A 16277-nucleotide genomic window follows, 5' to 3' on the forward strand; every position below is an offset into this window, starting at 1 on the left:
ACGACGGAACCATCGCTTGCGAGGTGCTGCAATGTCAGAAACCGTTGCCTTCCCCCAGGACCGGACCTGCCCCTATCACCCCCCGGCCGCCTACGAGCCCCTCCGGGAGGGGCGGCCCCTCTCCCGGGTCACCCTCTTCGACGGCCGCTCCGTGTGGGTGGTCACCGGCCATCCCGAGGCCCGCGCCCTCCTCTCCGACGGCCGGCTCTCCGCCAACCGCCAGAACGCGGCCTTCCCCACTCCCAGCCGACGCTTCCAGGGGCTGCAGAACCGCCGTACCGCCCTCCTCGGCGTGGACGATCCCCAGCACAACACCCAGCGCCGGATGCTGATCCCGAGCTTCACCCTGAAGCGGACCGCCGCGCTGCGGCCGCGGATCCAGGAGACCGTGGACCGGCTGATCGACGAGATGGTCGCCCGGGGCCCGCGCGCCGAGCTGGTGAGCGCCTTCGCCCTGCCGGTGCCGTCGATGGTGATCTGCGCCCTGCTCGGAGTGCCGTACGAGGACCACGAGTTCTTCGAGGCCCAGTCGAGGCGGCTGCTGCGCGGGCCGGAGGTCGCGGACGTGGAGGACGCCCGTGACCAGATCAACGGCTACCTGGCCGGCCTGATCGCGCGCAAGCGGACGGACCCGGGCGACGGGCTGCTGGACGAGCTGGTCGCGCAGCGTCTGGAGACGGGCGAGACGGACGTCGAGGAACTCGTCTCGCTCGCCGCGATCCTGCTCATCGCGGGCCACGAGACCACGGCGAACATGATCTCGCTCGGCACCTTCACCCTGCTGCGGCACCCGGAGCAGCTGGCCGAGCTGCGCGCGGACCCGGCGCTGATGTCCGAGGCCGTGGAGGAGCTGATGCGCTTCCTGTCGATCGCGGACGGGATGCTCCGGGTGGCCACCGAGGACATCGAGATCGGCGGGGTGACGATCCGCCCGGACGACGGGGTGGTCTTCTCGACCTCCGTGATCAACCGCGACGGGGCGGTGTTCGAGAACCCCGACGCGCTGGACTGGCACCGGCCCACCCGGCACCACCTGGCGTTCGGGTTCGGCATCCACCAGTGCCTGGGCCAGAACCTGGCCCGCGCCGAGATGGAGATCGCGCTGGGCACGCTGTTCGACAGGCTGCCCGGGCTGCGGCTGGCGGCGGAGCCCGACCTGATCCCGTTCAAGCCCGGGGACACCATCCAGGGCATGGTCGAACTCCCCGTGGCCTGGTGAGCGGCGTGCGGATCTCGATCGACACGGGCGTCTGCATCGGCGCGGGGCAGTGCGCGCTGACCGCGCCCGAGGTGTTCACCCAGGACGACGACGGGTTCAGCGAGCTGGTGCCGGGGCGCGAGGACGGCCGCGGCAGCGCCCTGGTCCGGGAGGCGGCCCGGGCCTGCCCGGTCGCCGCCATCTCCGTACGGGACGCGTGACGCACGGGACGCGTGACGCCGGAGCCTGACGCCCGCCCGCCGGGCTCAGCGCCCCAGCAGCGCGACCGCCTCGCGCTCCAGGGCCACGGAGCGGTCCACCTCTTCGGCGCACGCGTCGAAGAGGGCCCGCCGCGCGGCCGCGTCGGCGTCCGGCGCGGCCGTACGGGCCAGCTCGGCCAGGCTCGACCAGTGGCGGCCGGATTCCCGGAAGAGCCCGGCCGCCTCCGGCCGTCCGGCGAGGTCGAGGAAGTCGGCGTACAGCGGCCGCGTGGCGCCGGGGGCCGTCCACTCCCGCTCCAGGCAGGCGTGGAGCCGGCCGGTGCCCGCCGCGAAGGCCTCCGGGGTACCGAAGCGGCGTTCCCAGCCGGTCTTGGTGCGGGTGTCGCGCAGCTGGGCGGCGAACTTCTCCATGCCGGAGAAGCCGAAGTTGACGTCGAACTGGTTGCCCAGCACGGGTCCGGTCATGCGGGTGACGGTGGCGGCGACGGCCCCGTCGACGTCCGGCCCGGCGGTGGCGCGCCCCGTCGGCACGACCATCTGGTGGCGGCCCTGGCGGTGCCCGGACCAGGCGGCGCCGAACTCCTCCCGGTCGATCCGGTACGGGGTGGCGGCGCCGTCCTCGATGTAGAGGGCGTCGCCCTCGTACCCGGCCACGACCACGGTGTACGGGTCGGCGCCGGCCATCTCGGGGCTGACGGCGGCGCCGTGCCAGGGCAGTGCGGACTTGTCGACGGTACAGAACACCGGCCACCCCGCGTCGAGCGCGGCGCAGACCCGGCCCCAGCGGGGCTTGGTGCTGCGGGTGGCCTCGTAGGGGACGTTCAGGCGGCCGAGGGCCACTTGTACCCAGGGTTCGGGGTGGGCCTGGGCGACGATCGTCGCGATCGGCGGCCGGCCCGTGTACTCGAAGACGAAGTACATGAATCCGATGCCGCCCGCGAGACCCGCGACCAGCACCTCGTCGTGCTCGCTGCCGAGCGCGTGGCGGATCAGGGAGCTCTCACGGTGGCGTCCGGTACCGAAGTCCTCATACACGAGCACGGTCATGCCGCCACCCTAGCCGGGCTCGGCAGCGCCTCGACTTCCTGGACAACTGTCCAGGAAGTGCTACCTTGAACCGGCGCGCAGCCGCGCACACCTCACAGAGTGGAGACAGCCGTGCACACGGTCGCCCAGGTCCTCATCGGCATAGTCGCCGCGCTCCACGCGTACTTCCTGGTGCTGGAGATGTTCCTGTGGCAACGGCCGCCCGGCCGCGCGCTGTCCGGGTTCGACGCGGACACCGCCCGCCTCACCGCGCCGCTCGCCGCAAACCAGGGCCTCTACAACGGGTTCCTGGCCGCCGGTCTGGTCTGGTCGCTGGTCATCGACTCGCTCGCGACGCAGGTCTTCTTCCTCGTCTGCGTGATCGTCGCCGGGCTCTACGGGGCCGCCACCGCGAACCGGCGGATCCTGATCGCCCAGGCCCTGCCCGGAGCGCTCGCCCTGGGCGCGGCGCTGCCGGCCGCGTGAGCCCCGAGGACCCGCGCACCGCCCGTACGAAGGCCCGGCTGCGCGAGAGCCTGTTCGCGGAGTGCGCGGACCGCCCGCTCGGCGAGGTCAGCGTCTCGGCGGTGGTCCGCCGGGCCGGGGTCGGCCGCGCCACGTTCTACCTGCACTACGAGGACCTGACCGCGCTCGCGGTGGACGCGTGCGCCGAGGTGGTGCACGCGGCGGTCGACGCCCTGCACGCCTGGCAGACGGAGCCCGCCGCGCCGCCCCCGGCCCGGCCCCCGGCGGCGCTGGCCGGCTTCCTCGCGGGCGTCGCCGGGCACGGCGCCCTGTACCGCACCCTGCTCCTGCCGGGCGGCGGCGGCCCGCTGGGCGAGCGCCTGCACCGGGAGCTGCGGGCCCGCTCCCGCGCCGAGCGGGCGGCGGTGGGCGCACCGCACCCCGATCTCGTCGCGTCGGCCGTGGCCGCGGCCTTCACCGGCGTCCTCGCGGACTGGCTGCACGAGCGGATCCCGGTGGCGGACCCCGAGGAACTCGCGGACCTGGTCTGGCGGCTCCTGAAGGCCCTGCACCGCGCGGTGTGAGCGCCGGTTCGGCCGCTCGGGCCCGGCCGTCGCGGCATGGGTGAGCCCCGCCGGGCCGACCCGGCGGGGCTCACCTCACGGGCGGTACTCGTGAAACGCCGTCAGGAGAGGCCGACCACCCGCTCCGCCTGGGGACCCTTGGGGCCCTGGGTGACGTCGTACTCGACCTTCTGGCCTTCCGCCAGCTCCTTGAAGCCGGTGGTCTGGATGGCGGAGAAGTGCACGAACACGTCCGGGCCGCCGTCGTCCTGCTGGATGAAGCCGAAGCCCTTTTCCGCGTTGAACCACTTCACGATGCCTGTTGCCATCAGTACTGATCCTTCTCAACGTTCCACTGCGGGCCGCACACGCGGCCGTCTCGATAGTGCCCGGGTGTCACCCCCGCCACACCCCGGGCGCGGCCAACGGGGGGTTCTCGAACTTACGGTCGCCCCGTACGCGATTCGGGGGGCGGCGGCGTCGGGAGGGCGCGGCACGGCAGCCCAGGCAGTGCTCGTGGCCGGTGCGGGCGGCCGCGTCCCGGGTGCGCCAGTCCCACTCGGACGCCGGTCGGGGGCCGCTCGGCTTGCCCCAGCCGGCGAGGTGCAGCAGCCAGGTGACGAGCCCGGCGACGGCGACCAGGGCGAGGCCGAGCCAGATGCCCGGCGTCCAGGCCGCACACACGGCGAGACCGGTTCCGGTGCAGCCCAGCAGGGCGAGGATGGTTCCGGACCAGCCGGCCACGGTGTGGCCGAGGTCGACATGGCCGTGCGCGCTCATACGTTCTCCCTGGAAGGGCGGGCAGCAGTAGGCTCGGAGCAGGATCTTTTATCTCACGAGCTAAGTAACTTAGATGCTAAGGAGTATCGGCGTGCAGGGCAAGTCCCGCCCCCCGGCCACGGCCGCGGAGGCGATTTCGCGCATGGACCAGTACGTGGCCCTGGGCCTCATCGGCCAGCAGGAGGTGGCGCAGCTGCTCGGGCTGAACGTCACGGACCTGACCTGCCTGGGCCACATCCTGGGCGCCGGGGACACCCCGCTCGCCGCCGGCGACCTCGCCGGGCTGACCAACCTCACCACCGGGGCCGTCACCGGCGTTCTCAACCGCCTGGAACGGGCCGGGTACGCGCACCGGCAGCCGGACCCGGCCGACCGGCGACGCGTCCGGGTGGTGGCCGACCCGGCCGCAGCCGCCCGGCTCGTCGCCGTGTACGAGCCCTTCTACGCCCGGCTCGGCGCCGTGTTCGCCGAGTACTCCCCCGAGGAGGTCGCCGTCATCGCCGACTGGTTCGGGCGGGCGACGGTCGAGATCCGGGCCCATCTGGCCCAGGTCCGGACCGGGGAGCTGGGATCCGTCGCCCCGTAGGCACCGTCGCCGACTGGTAAAATGGCCGGGAAACTTGAAGCGCGGGGCGCATTCGCCCGGTGCGGACACGCACGACGAGCCGGGGCCCGTACCGAAGGGGTACGGGCCCCGGCTCGTCGCCGTTCACCACCCGTGTCCGCATTCCGCGTGTGCACTCCTCACGGAAGGTTCTGCATGAAGAACCCGTCACCTCATGGGCGTTTCGGCATCAAGGCCGGAGCGAAGGCAGGCACCAAGCCGGGCGCCAAGGGCTCCGGCAAGGCCCCCCGGACCCTCGGGCCGCAGGGCGAGTTCGCGATGCCCGCGACCGTCACCCCGGCGCTGCCGCCGGTGGCGGCCTTCGAGGAGCTCGGCCTGCCCCCAGAGCTGGTGACGACGATGACCGGCCTGGGGGTGAAGGAGCCGTTCCCCATCCAGGCGGCGACGCTCCCCAACTCCCTCGCGGGCCGGGACATCCTCGGGCGCGGCCGGACCGGTTCCGGAAAGACCCTCGCCTTCGGGCTGGCCCTGCTGGCGCGTACGGCCGGGCAGAAGGCCGACCCGAAGCGGCCGCTCGCGCTGGTCCTCGTACCGACGCGCGAGCTGGCGCAGCAGGTGACCGAGGCGCTGGCCCCGTACGCCGAGGCCCTGGAGCTGCGGCTGGCCACGGTCGTCGGCGGGCTGTCGATCGGCCGCCAGTCGGGCGCGCTGCGCACCGGCGCCGAGGTCGTCGTGGCCACGCCCGGGCGTCTGAGCGACCTGGTCGGGCGGCGTGACGTCCACCTGGAGCGCGTGAAGATCACCGTCCTCGACGAGGCCGACCAGATGTGCGACCTGGGCTTCATGCCGCAGGTCACCGAGATCCTGGACCAGGTCCACCACGCCGGGCAGCGGATGCTCTTCTCGGCGACCCTGGACCGCAACGTGGACCAGCTGGTGCGCCGGTACCTGAAGGACCCGGTCTCGCACTCGGTGGACCCGCAGTCGGCGACGGTGTCCACGATGGACCACCACGTGCTGCACATCCACGCGGCCGACAAGTACTCGGCGGCGACCGAGATCGCGGCGCGCGAGGGCCGGGTGCTGATGTTCCTGGACACCAAGCACGGCGTCGACCAGTTCGTGAAGCACCTGCGGGCCATGGGCGTACGGGCGGAGGGGCTCCACAGCGGCAAGTCGCAGCCGCAGCGCACGCGCACGCTCGCGCAGTTCAAGACCGGGGCCGTCACGGTCCTGGTCGCCACCAACGTGGCCGCGCGCGGCATCCACGTCGACGACCTCGACCTCGTGGTCAACGTGGACCCGCCGGCCGACAGCAAGGACTACCTGCACCGGGGCGGCCGTACCGCCCGGGCCGGCGAGTCCGGCAAGGTCGTCACCCTGGTCACCCCGAACCAGCGCCGCGACATGGTCCGCCTGATGTCCGACGCGCGGATCCGGCCGACCATCACGCAGGTGCGCTCCGGCGAGGCCGCCCTGAGCCGGATCACCGGCGCGAAGGCCCCGTCCGGGGTGCCGTTGGCGGGCGCCGCGCCGACCGACGCCAAGGGCCGTCCGTCGGGCTCCGACCTCGGGTTCCGGGGCATCGGGACCCGCCCCGGGCGGCCCGGCAAGGGCAAGGAGTCCCGTAAGACCATCGAGGCGCGGCAGGCGGCCGAGGCCCGCCGCGCGGCCCGGGTCCGCAAGGGACTCTGACCCCGCCGGTCCGGGGATGCCCCGACGACGGCGTCGGCCCCCGGAGACGGGGGCCGACGCCGTTTCGGCGTTCGGGCGCGGTCAGCGGCGGCGCTTGCGCCGCACCACGATCGCGCGGGTGACGATCGGCGGGAGCAGGTCCTTGGCCAGCTTGCGCCAGCCCGCCGCCGGCCTGCGCGGCGGGGCGGGCGCCGCCGTACGGGCGGGCGCCGCGGCACGCTCGGGTGCCGGGGCCGGGACGGCGGCCTCGGGAGCGGGGCGCAGCGGCTTCGGAGCCGGCGGCGCGACGAGGCCCTTGTCGCCGATGCGGACCAGCGGGCGCTCCGCCACCGTCTCCACGCCGTGCCAGACGCCCTCGAGCCCTTCCAGCCAGCCGCGCAGCTCCTTCTGGAGGGGCTCCGGGTCGTCCCAGGTCGCGTACAGCTTGTTCGGCGAGATGCAGATGACCCGCAGGTCGCCGGAGGCCACCGCGCCCCAGACCGCGGCGGCGACGCCCGGGCAGTGCGCGGCGCGGTAGTCGTCGAAGACCACGACGGCGCCCGGGGCGGCGAGCAGGCGCGAGGAGGCGACGTCCTCGACGACGTGCTCGTAGAGGTGCGAGGCGTCGATGTGCACGAAGCGGCAGCTGTCGGCGCGCACCTTGCCGGTGACCACGGAGGTCGGGGCCTGGATGACCGTCGGCAGCTCCTCGTGGAACGCCGTGTAGTTCGCCTCGAAGGCGCGACGGGTGAGGGTGGAGTACGAGCCCTGCATCTCGGCGAGGTTCGCGTCGTCCGGCGCGGGCGAGTCGAAGAGGTCGCAGACGGTGAACTCCTCGCCGTCACGCAGGTACCGGCCGAGGAAGATCGCGCTCTTCCCCATGTAGACGCCGAGCTCCAGGATGTCGCCCCGCTGGTCCGCGTCACGGTTCTGGCGGGTCAGGAACCAGTCGAAGAGCGCCTGGTCGTACGCCGAGAACCAGCCCTTCACCTGGCCGAACGCCGTGGGCACCGGCGGGGCGGGGGTGGTGGCGGACATGGGTGAAGCCTGCGACACGGAGAGTCCTCCTCTAGCGGAGTGGCATCGGACAACACTGATCACCGGCCGGGTACGCAGACCATAGACCCCCGAATGGGCGCATGACCCGGTTCTTCGGCGCCGGGTACGGAATGACACTCACCGTTCCGCCGGGGGACACCTGCCCGAAGCTCCGGCGTCCGCCGGAGGTCAGGAACCGCTCGGGGCGCGGCGCTCCCCTCAGCCCGCGGTGCGCCGGAGCAGCCGCTGGGCGGCGGCGTTGCGGACGCGGCGGGTGCGGCCGGCCTCTGCGAGCAGGCCGAGGGCCTCGTACGAGGTCAGCAGGGTGACGGCGGTCCGCTGGCACCAGTCCGAGGCGGCCGAGAGCTCGGCGACGGACCAGGGCTCCCCCTGGTTGATCGACTTCAGCAGGGTCCACTCGCGGAGCCTGCGTACGGGGAACGCGCGCCCTCCGAGGACGCCGCCCATGGCACCGGCCCAGCCGGGGAACCGCTCGTCGGCCAGCAGCTGAGCGGCCCGGCGGTCCATGTGGGTGACCACGGCGCTCTCGGCCATCACCGTGTCGGGGTCGCGCAGTACGGCGGCCACCCGCTCGGCCTCGGCGGCCTCGTCGGGGGCGGCGGCCAGGGAGTCGAGGTGCCGGGCGTAGCGCCAGTGCTCGGGCGGGACCGTCCCCTCGGGCGCGGACGTCTCCTCGGCCGGCCGCACCGGGTCGCCGCCTCCCGCGCGTATCTGGTTCTCAGCTGTCGCCATGGTCCCATTCCACACGACGCGGGCGAACATGTGGCGCGCAGGGTACGGATCAACATCAACGCGCGCGAGCCGGCGCCGCCCGGACCCGTGCGGGGTCAGCGCTGGTGCGCCTCGTGGCCCCCGTGGCCCTGGGGCCCTTCGTGTTCCGGCTCGGGCAGCGCGGCCCCGGTCTCCAGCAGGGTCTTCAGACTGGAGGCGAGCATCGGCCAGGCGCGGCCGCACATGCCGATCAGGATGCCGCCGGGCGTGAACCCCTCGTGGAGGATGGTCAGCCGCGCGAGGGTGTCGCCGACGGGCTCGATCTCGTACGTGACCTTCGTGCGCGGCTCCCCCTCCAGCTCGGCCCGCAGGTCCTCGGCGATCCCGACGGAGGCGGCCCACTGCGGGGTGAAGGTGTGCCAGGTGTAGGAGAGCAGACGGTGCGGAACGCAGGCGAGGACCACCTGGGCGGGGTCGCTGGTGCGGGCTCCGCGCTCCACCCAGGCCATGGCCGAGCCCACCGTCCAGTCGGTCTCGAAACTCAGGCCCCAGTAGCGGCGGGTGAAGGCGGGCTCGGTCAGGGCCTGCCAGACCCGGGAGGGGTCGGCCTGGATGTAGAGGGTGTAGGTGATCGCACTGTCGCTCATGGGCCCCATGCTCCTGGACCGCGGGCCGCGCGCCCGGGATTTCCCCGGTCGCGGCGGCGGCCCGGCGGGTCAGAGGCGCAGACCCTCCCGGGGGAGTTCCGTGGCCGGGGTGCGGGGCGGGGCGGGGAGGGAGAGGCCTTCGCGGGCCGCGTGGACCGCCGCGAGTTCGCGCGAGCCCGCCGGGCCCCAGTCGCTGAGCTCCCGGACCTGTTCGGGGGTGGCGAGCAGGCGCGCGTACGCCGGGTCGGCGGCCGGGGACACCGCTGTGAGGCGGGCCGCGGTGCGGGCGTGCGCGGCCGGGGCCCCGTCCTCGTGGCGGTAGCCCAGCGGGATCGCGTCCCCGGTGGGTTCGGCCTCCGGGGGCGGGAGGTGGGCGGCGCCGGTGGCACGGGAGATCAGCAGCAGGACCCGGCCGTCGGGGGCGAACAGCCAGGCCGAGCGTTCCCGTACCGGCAGGTCCGCGGGGACGGGTCCGGGGTGCCAGGCATCGCGTTGCGGGGCGCGCCGGGTGCGCAGGACGCCGAGCCGGTCGAGGGCGGTGGGCGCGGTGGGGCGGCCGTCCTCCAGCAGGGCGGGGCCGCCGCCGTTGACGCGGGCGCGCAGGGCGGACAGTGCGCGGCGGGCGTCACCCGGGTCCATGAGGCCGGGGAGGTCGGCGGGCTCGGCGAAGTCGATGCCGGTGATCTCCTGGGCGGGGAGGCGGACGGCGTCGATGCGGTCGGGGGTCCAGGTGCCGCCGTCGAAGACGTAGAGGATCTCCCCCGGGAAGCACATCTCGGGCGGGAAGCCGGGGGTGTCCGCGGGGATCCAGTCGACGGCGAGGCCGCGCGGGTAGTGGCCGTCGACGCCGAGCTCCTCGCGCATCTCGCGGGTGGCCGCGGCGGCGGGTGACTCGCCGGCGTCGACGGCGCCGCCGGGCATGAGGCGGTCGGTCCGGTAGTCGACGCTCTGGACGAGGACCCGGCCGTCGGTGTCGGTTACGAGGACGAGAGCTCCGGTCCACAGGGCGGCGCGGGAGGCCCCGTACGCGGCGGGGGTCATCCAAGTGCCGGACCGCTCGGCGCCTCCGCCCCCCGCGGCACCGCCGCGTCCGCCCTCGCCCACCCGGCGCCCCGCCGCCCCGGCCACGGCCCCGGTCGCGACCCCGGCTTCGGGCACAGCCCCGCTCGCAGCCCCGGCCACGACTCCGGGCGCAACCCGGGCCACGACTTCGGGCGCTGCCTGGGGCGCAGACCCGGCCACGGCCTCGGGCCCAGCCCCGGTCTCCGCCCCGATCGCTGCCCCAGCCCCGGCCTCGGGGGCAGCCCCGGCCACGGCTTCGGGCCCAGCCCCGGTCTCCGCTTCGGGCCCGGCCCCGGGCGCAGCCCCGGACGCAGCCCCGGGCACGGATTCGGGCGCGGCCCCGGGCACGGATTCGGGCGCAGCCCCGGGCACGGATTCGGGCGCAGCCCCGGTCGCCGCCTCCGGCACAGCCCCGGGGGCAGCCCCGGCCACGGCTTCGGGCCCAGCCCTGGTCTCCGGTTCGGGCCCAGCCCCGGGCACGGATTCGGGCGCAGCCGTGGTCGCCGCTTCGGGCGCGGCCTCGTCGGTCAGCTGCGGCATCGGAACTCCGTTCACCGTGGGTGGACCCGCCGGGCTGTGCAACAGCGGGCGCGGCCCCCGGGTTACGGCGGTCAGCCGCGGGGAAGCCGGGACTCCGCCGCCGTCCCCATACCTCCTTATTGGCAGGTTATGTCGATCTTGCTACGGTCCGCTTGCGGACTTGCGGCGTGAAAACCGCCGGTCCGACCACGTCACCGACCGAGGAGCAGTCGGCTCGCCCCGCCGCGCTCCTCGGCTTCGGTGTGACCCCTCCCCCGGGCGCCGGGCCGCCGGTCGACCGGCCGTTCTGTTCACCCGTCCGCGTGACGGCGCGTACGCCCAGGGGCGCGGGTGCGGCAGGGTGGGCGGATGCAGCTGCGCCGGGCCCTGCCCCTGACCCTTGCCGTGCTGGTGATGACCGCCGGGTGCGTGACCGTACGGCCGGCGGGGCCGCCGGGACCGCCCGGCCCGGCGCCGGCAGTGGCCCGCCCGGCACCGGCGGTCCGTGAACCCGCGCCCGGGGAACCTACGCCCGGGGCCTGGCCGTTGGGGCAATTGCCGACACTCTCCCCCACCCGGGAGCCGGCTCCAACGGGGCAGCCGGTACGGGAACCCGCCGCTCCGGAGCAGGCCGCCCCGGAGCGGGCCGCCCCGGCCGCGCCGCCGGAGCGGGTCAGGCCGGTGCGCCCGTACCGGCCCGTCCAGCCCGGGCGGCGGCCCGTCCGGCCGCCGAAGGCCGTGCGGCCGGTCCGCCCCGGCGCCGCCGCGAAGCCGCGGGTTCGCGAGCCCGCGCGCCCCAAGCCCCGGCCGGCGCCGCGGCGTACGTACGACATGGCCCCCTTGTGCACGGCGGCCCGTGGCACGCTCGACCCCTCGATCGTCGCCCTCTGCACGAACCGCTACGGCGGCTGAGGCGCCTCCGGCCCGGCCGGCTTTCCAACCGGCAGGAAGCCCCGGGCGATTAACCGGTGGATGACCCCGCTCCGCTTACCTAGAGTGACAGGGCACAGCCTCGTCGACCAGGAGCGGATCATGCGCACCCATTACCCCCGTACAGCGCATCTCCCCTGGTCACCGGGGGTGGGCGGGGATGACGTGCGGGCCGCCGCCGGGCTCGCCGGCCTGGTCGGGCAGGAGGTGGTCGTCACCGAGAAGCTCGACGGCGAAAACACCACCCTCTACGCGGACGGGCTGCACGCGCGCTCGCTCGACTCCGGGCACCACCCCTCGCGGGCCTGGGTGAAGGGCCTGCAGGGCCGGATCGGCGCCGGCATACCCGCCGGGATGCGGGTGTGCGGGGAGAACCTGTACGCCCGGCACTCCATCCCGTACGAGGACCTCGACAGCTGGTTCTACGGGTTCTCCGTGTGGGACGGCGACCGCTGCCTGGACTGGGACCGCACCGTGCGGTTCCTGCACGGCCTCGGGGTGCCCACCCCGCGCGTGCTGTGGCGCGGCACGTTCGACGAGCGGGCGCTGCGCAAGCTGCGGCTGGACACCGCCCGGCAGGAGGGTTACGTCGTACGGACCGCGGCCGGCTTCGGCCGGGCCGACTTCGGGCGGTGCGTGGCCAAGTGGGTGCGCGGCGGGCACGTACAGACCGATACGCACTGGATGTACGCGCAGGTGGTGCCGAACGGCCTCGGGCGCTCCGCACCGCTGTGGGCGGTGCGGTCCGGGGCCGAGCCGGACGCGGCGGAGCTGCTGCACGCCGTCGGGTTCGAGCCGGACGAGGCGGGCCCCGCCGATCCGATGGCCGGTGAGGTGGCCGCCGGGATCGACGGGTTGGGCCGCACCGGGGAGGCCCGGCTGGCCGGCGTGCTGGCCGCCGCGCTGCACCGGGTACCGCGGGCCAGGATCGCGGCGCGGCTCGCCGCAGGGCCGGCCGGGATGCCGCTCGCGCGGCGCGTGGCCGACCTGGTGGGTCTGCACCCGGCGCTGCGGCGGCCGTTCCCGGACGAGGAGCGGCGCGCCGGGCTGGTACGGATGGCCCTCGCGGCCGATCTCGGCGTGCTGCACGCGCTGGCCGGGGCCACCGCCGATCCCGTGGAGCGGGAGCACGCCGAGTGGTCGGCGCTCTGCGCGCAGGAGGCGGGGCTGCTCGGCGCGGCGCCGCTCGAACCGCTGCGCGCCGGGCTGCGGGAGGCGCTCGCCGGGCTCGGCGACACGGACCCGGACGCGGCCGACCGCTGCTGGGCCGAAGCGTGCGAGGCGTTCGCGCGGGGCCGGATCTCCACGCCCGAGGAGGCGGTGGCCGCGACCTGGCGCTGGCGCGGCGGAACGTATCCGCGCCTGGTGCAGCTGTGCGGCCCCTCCGGCAGCGGCAAGAGCACCTTCGCGCGGAACCTGCCCGGCGTCTCCGCGTACATCAGTCTCGACGATCTGAGGGAGGCCCGGGGTTCCCGGTCCGACCAGAGCGCCAACGCCGACGTGCTGCGCGAGGGCCTGGACCGGCTGGACGCCGCGCTGGCCGCGGGCGGCGGCACGGTGGTGTGGGACGCCACCTCCCTCACCGAGCAGCAGCGCGGCCTGGCCGGGGCGGTCGCGCGCCGCCGCGACGCGCTGGTGACGCGCGCGGTGGTGCTGGTGGACGAGGCGGAGCTGCTGCGGCGCAACGCGACGCGGGCGCACCCCGTGCCGCCGCGGGTGCTGACCACCCAGCTGCACCGGTTCGGGCCTCCGTACCCGGGGCAGGGCCGGGCACACCGCCTCTGGTACATCGGCGCGGGCGGCACGGTCGAGGACACGGCGGGCGGTATCCGGAGCGAGGGCGAGGACGGCTGATGCGTACCAGCGAGGAGCTTTACCACCAGGTCCGCTGGGATCCCCGGTTCGACCCGGCGCGGTTCGTGTTCGGGCTGCTCCAGCGCGGGGCCGCCCCGAAGCGGGTTCCGCTGCCCTCCTTCGTGCCCGGGGGCGACATCCCGTGGCACCGGGTGCTGTTCGCGGAGGCGGACGGCGAGCTGGTGTGGGACCGGGCGACCGGCCTCGACCTGATCGACACCACGCGGGCCGGGCGGATCAGCGACCCGCGCCTGCTGCGCTCCCCCTTCTTCACCGCCCGGACCCCGTACGCGTGGGATCCGGCGGGCGGCGGCGCCTGGCGGCCGTCCGAGCCGGGGCCGGCCGCGCTCCTGCCGGACCGGATACGGGTGTTGACCTGGAACACGCTGTGGGACCGGTACGACGGCCCGCTCATCTCCACCGCCCGGCGCAGGCCGCTGCTGCTGGCCGACCTGGCGCGGGCCGACGCCGACGTCATCGCCCTGCAGGAGGTGGAGCCGGCGCTGCTGGACATGCTGCTGGCGGCGCCGTGGGTGCGGGCCGGCTACACCCTGGGCACCGACCCGGGCGCCCGCGACGTCGCCGACAGCGGGCTGCTGATCCTGAGCCGGCTGCCGGTGCGGGAGGCCGGGCTGCACGTGCTGCGGGCGCACAAGGCGGTCGCCGCCGTGACGGTCGACAGCGCGGCCGGGCCCCTCGTGGTCGCCGCCACCCACCTGACGAGCGATCACACCGAGGACGGAGCCGGCCGGCGGCGCAGCGAACTTGCCCGCATCGCCGAGGGGTTGGGCGGCACCGAGGCCGAGATCCTGCTGGTCGGCGACTTCAACGACGGCCGCGGCGGCGCCGAGGGGCCGGCGGCCGCGCTGGGGATGCGGGACGCGTGGAGCGAGGTGCACGGGGCGGCGGACGGGACGCCGACCTTCGACCCGGCCGCCAACCCGCTGGCCGCCGTGGGCTCGCTGTCGGGGCGGGCGGCTCGGCTGGACCGGATCCTGCTGCGCTCCGTCTCGGGGGCGGCGCGGGTACGGGAGGCCTCGCTGCGGGGCGATTCCCCCGCGCCGGACGGGCTGTTCGCCTCGGACCACTACGGCGTGCAGGCGGTGCTGGAGTTCGGTGCGCCCGGCGAGGGCGACGCGCCGCTCGACGTACCGGCGACCGCGCGGACGGCGGTGGCCTGGCTGGCGCCGCACGATCCGGCGGTCGACGAGCTGCGCCGGGCCCACGACCCGCAGGCGGAGCGCTGGCCGGCGCACGTGAACCTGCTGTTCGGCTTCGTGCCGGAGTCCTCGTTCGGGGCGGCCGTGCCACTGCTGGCCGAAGTGGCCGCGGCAACACCGGCGTTCACGGCCCGGCTGGCGGGGGTGCACGGTTTCGGGCACCGGGAGGACGCCACGATCTGGCTGGACCCGGCGGCGGACGGCGACGGCCCGTGGCAGGAGCTGCGGCAGGCACTGGCGCGGCGGTTCCCCGGGTGCCGGGGGCGGCTGGAGGGGTACACGCCGCATCTGACGCTGGGGCGCAGCCGGGATCCACAGCGTGCGGTACGGGAGTTCGCGGCCCGGCTCGGCAGCGGCGCGGGCGTCTCGGCGCGGGTCGCCTCGCTGGCCGTGCTGTCGCGGCGCGGGGACGGGCCGATGCAGGTCCGGGCGACGGTGGAGCTGGGGACGGGCGAGGTGCGGTGGATCCCGGAGCCCGTACCGGAGCCGGTGGTCGAGGCGTCCGGGGCGCGTGACCTCGCCGAGGCGGTCACCGCGCGGATCACCCGGGCGCTGGACGACGGGGTGGTGCACCTCGCCGGATCGCGGCGGATGGGCTGCGCGGGGCCGGGTGCGGACCTGGACCTGGTGGCGGCGCTCCCGGGAACGGTGGGCAGCGCCGAGGTCCGGGACCGGATCGCGGCGGCCCTGCCGGAGGCCGGGCGGCTGCGCGAGGTGAAGGGCGCACGGGTGCCGGGGCTGCGGTTCCGGGTGGCCGGGCTGGACGTGGACCTGGTGGTCGTGGCCACGGGCGCGCTGGACCCGGCGCAGGCCCTGGCCCGGCGGGCGGAGCTCGGCGAGGCGGCCGCGCTCGCGCTGAGCGCGGTGAGCGACGCGGACGCGGTGCGGGAGTCGGTGGGCGCGGAGCACGCCGCGTTCGCCCGGCTGGCGCGCCGGGTGAAGGCGTGGGCCCGGGCCCGGGGCCTGGACTCGGCGCCGTTCGGCGGGCTGCCGGGCATCGCCTGGGCGGTCATGGCGGCGCGGACGGTACGGGAGGCCGCCGACCCGTCCTGCGACGACCTGCTCCGGGAGTTCTTCGGAACCTGGGCCGCCTGGGACTGGCGCGACCCGATCGCGCTGTACCACTCCTCCCCGGGCGTGGGCACGGCCACTGGCACCGGCGCGGGCACGGCCACGGCCACGGGCACTGGCGCGGGCCACGCCGTCACCGTCCTCACCCCCTCCGAGCCGGTCCGCAGCTGCACGCCGCAGGTGGGCCCCGGGCTGCGCGACCTGCTCGGCCGGGAGCTGTACGAGGCGTGGGAGTCCCCGCAGGCCGGGCCGCCGCCGCTGCACCGCCGGCACGCGGCGTGGGCGGTGGTCACCGTACGGGGCGCCACGCCCCGGGAGTTCGAAGAGGCCCTGGGCCGGATGCGCGGTCGCCTGCGCGCCGTGCTCGGCGCCCTGGAGGGCGGCGGCGTCGCGGACGCGCACGCCTGGCCCCGCCCGTTTGAGCTCGGCGACACCGTGGCCCGGTACGCGATCGGTCTCGGCGCCGCGCCGCCCGACCCGGCCCGCCTGGCCGCCCTCTGCGCACCGTGGGCGACGGCCCTCGCGGGCGTCGAGGTTGCCTGGGCGGAGTGCGGGGCGGTCCCGGCCCTCTCCTGAGCCGGGCGGTCCCGGCCGACAAGTAACGAACGCACGACAGCACCTGCCCGGGCGGCGAGGTCACCCCTCGAACCTTCGTGACCACTCCGTCCCGACCGGCGAGCGCGGCGGAACGGAGCGGTCAGGAGCCTCAGTA

General features: G+C 75.5%; 16 protein-coding genes. 9 read left to right on the plus strand and 7 right to left on the minus strand.

The genetic code is table 11. The features are described 5' to 3' along the window. Positions 1-31 precede the first annotated feature (31 nt). Positions 32-1219: a cytochrome P450 gene (locus tag OG982_RS01005; protein WP_266947711.1), complete on the plus strand. Its 1188-nt coding sequence runs from the start codon at positions 32-34 to the stop codon at positions 1217-1219. 5 nt (positions 1220-1224) lie between these two features. Then, the gene (locus OG982_RS01010; RefSeq protein ID WP_266790634.1) at positions 1225-1419 is read left to right on the plus strand and encodes a ferredoxin; all 195 of its coding nucleotides are present in this window, start codon (positions 1225-1227) and stop codon (positions 1417-1419) included. A gap of 45 nt (positions 1420-1464) precedes the next feature. Here the strand turns inward: OG982_RS01010 and OG982_RS01015 are convergent, their stop codons facing one another. Continuing rightward, a complete protein-coding gene (locus OG982_RS01015; RefSeq protein ID WP_266790632.1) occupies positions 1465-2466 on the minus strand; it encodes a BtrH N-terminal domain-containing protein in 1002 nt (333 codons plus the stop codon). Positions 2467-2577: 111 nt separating this feature from the next. Between OG982_RS01015 and OG982_RS01020 the strand changes: the two genes are divergently transcribed. Together OG982_RS01020 and OG982_RS01025 are read left to right on the plus strand one after the other, a co-directional pair. Then, the gene (locus OG982_RS01020) at positions 2578-2931 is read left to right on the plus strand and encodes a DUF1304 domain-containing protein (protein WP_266949842.1); all 354 of its coding nucleotides are present in this window, start codon (positions 2578-2580) and stop codon (positions 2929-2931) included. After that, positions 2928-3494 carry a TetR/AcrR family transcriptional regulator gene (locus OG982_RS01025; protein WP_266790630.1) on the plus strand — a complete coding sequence of 189 codons (567 nt, stop codon included), beginning with the start codon at positions 2928-2930 and terminating at the stop codon, positions 3492-3494. The genes OG982_RS01020 and OG982_RS01025 overlap by 4 nt, the downstream gene beginning before the upstream one ends. Positions 3495-3595: 101 nt before the next feature. Here OG982_RS01025 and OG982_RS01030 read toward each other — a convergent pair whose 3' ends face one another. Together OG982_RS01030 and OG982_RS01035 are read right to left on the minus strand one after the other, a co-directional pair. Continuing rightward, the gene (locus tag OG982_RS01030; protein ID WP_266790628.1) at positions 3596-3802 is read right to left on the minus strand and encodes a cold-shock protein; all 207 of its coding nucleotides are present in this window, start codon (positions 3800-3802) and stop codon (positions 3596-3598) included. A 67-nt stretch (positions 3803-3869) separates the two neighbouring features. Then, positions 3870-4253 (minus strand): HGxxPAAW family protein, encoded by a 384-nt coding sequence (locus OG982_RS01035; protein WP_266790626.1) that lies wholly within the window; start codon positions 4251-4253, stop codon positions 3870-3872. A 91-nt stretch (positions 4254-4344) separates the two neighbouring features. Between OG982_RS01035 and OG982_RS01040 the strand changes: the two genes are divergently transcribed. Further along, positions 4345-4839 (plus strand): MarR family winged helix-turn-helix transcriptional regulator, encoded by a 495-nt coding sequence (locus tag OG982_RS01040; RefSeq protein WP_266947712.1) that lies wholly within the window; start codon positions 4345-4347, stop codon positions 4837-4839. A 297-nt stretch (positions 4840-5136) separates the two neighbouring features. Then, positions 5137-6513 (plus strand): DEAD/DEAH box helicase, encoded by a 1377-nt coding sequence (locus OG982_RS01045; RefSeq protein ID WP_266792296.1) that lies wholly within the window; start codon positions 5137-5139, stop codon positions 6511-6513. Between the two features lie 81 nt (positions 6514-6594). Here OG982_RS01045 and OG982_RS01050 read toward each other — a convergent pair whose 3' ends face one another. From OG982_RS01050 to OG982_RS01065, 4 genes are all read right to left on the minus strand, one after another. Beyond that, entirely contained in the window at positions 6595-7530 is a 936-nt protein-coding gene (locus OG982_RS01050) for a class I SAM-dependent methyltransferase (protein ID WP_266790622.1), read from the minus strand. A 219-nt stretch (positions 7531-7749) separates the two neighbouring features. Then, a complete protein-coding gene (locus tag OG982_RS01055; RefSeq protein ID WP_266790620.1) occupies positions 7750-8283 on the minus strand; it encodes a hypothetical protein in 534 nt (177 codons plus the stop codon). 95 nt (positions 8284-8378) lie between these two features. Continuing rightward, positions 8379-8909 carry an SRPBCC family protein gene (locus OG982_RS01060; protein WP_266790619.1) on the minus strand — a complete coding sequence of 177 codons (531 nt, stop codon included), beginning with the start codon at positions 8907-8909 and terminating at the stop codon, positions 8379-8381. A gap of 69 nt (positions 8910-8978) precedes the next feature. Beyond that, on the minus strand, positions 8979-10067 hold the full coding sequence (locus OG982_RS01065) for an NUDIX domain-containing protein (protein ID WP_266947714.1): 1089 nt from the start codon (positions 10065-10067) through the stop codon (positions 8979-8981). A gap of 978 nt (positions 10068-11045) precedes the next feature. On the opposite strand from OG982_RS01065, the gene OG982_RS01070 reads away from it, so the two are divergent. The 3 genes from OG982_RS01070 to OG982_RS01080 all read left to right on the plus strand — a co-directional run bounded on the left by OG982_RS01070 (position 11046) and on the right by OG982_RS01080 (position 16141). Beyond that, positions 11046-11402, plus strand: coding sequence for a hypothetical protein (locus OG982_RS01070; RefSeq protein ID WP_266947716.1), 357 nt, complete (start codon positions 11046-11048; stop codon positions 11400-11402). Positions 11403-11522: 120 nt separating this feature from the next. Beyond that, positions 11523-13274 (plus strand): RNA ligase family protein, encoded by a 1752-nt coding sequence (locus OG982_RS01075; RefSeq protein ID WP_266947717.1) that lies wholly within the window; start codon positions 11523-11525, stop codon positions 13272-13274. Beyond that, positions 13274-16141: a poly(A) polymerase gene (locus OG982_RS01080; protein ID WP_266947719.1), complete on the plus strand. Its 2868-nt coding sequence runs from the start codon at positions 13274-13276 to the stop codon at positions 16139-16141. The genes OG982_RS01075 and OG982_RS01080 overlap by 1 nt, the downstream gene beginning before the upstream one ends. Positions 16142-16277 lie beyond the last annotated feature (136 nt).

The sequence above is a fragment of the Streptomyces sp. NBC_01551 genome, assembly GCF_026339935.1.
Taxonomy (GTDB): domain Bacteria; phylum Actinomycetota; class Actinomycetes; order Streptomycetales; family Streptomycetaceae; genus Streptomyces.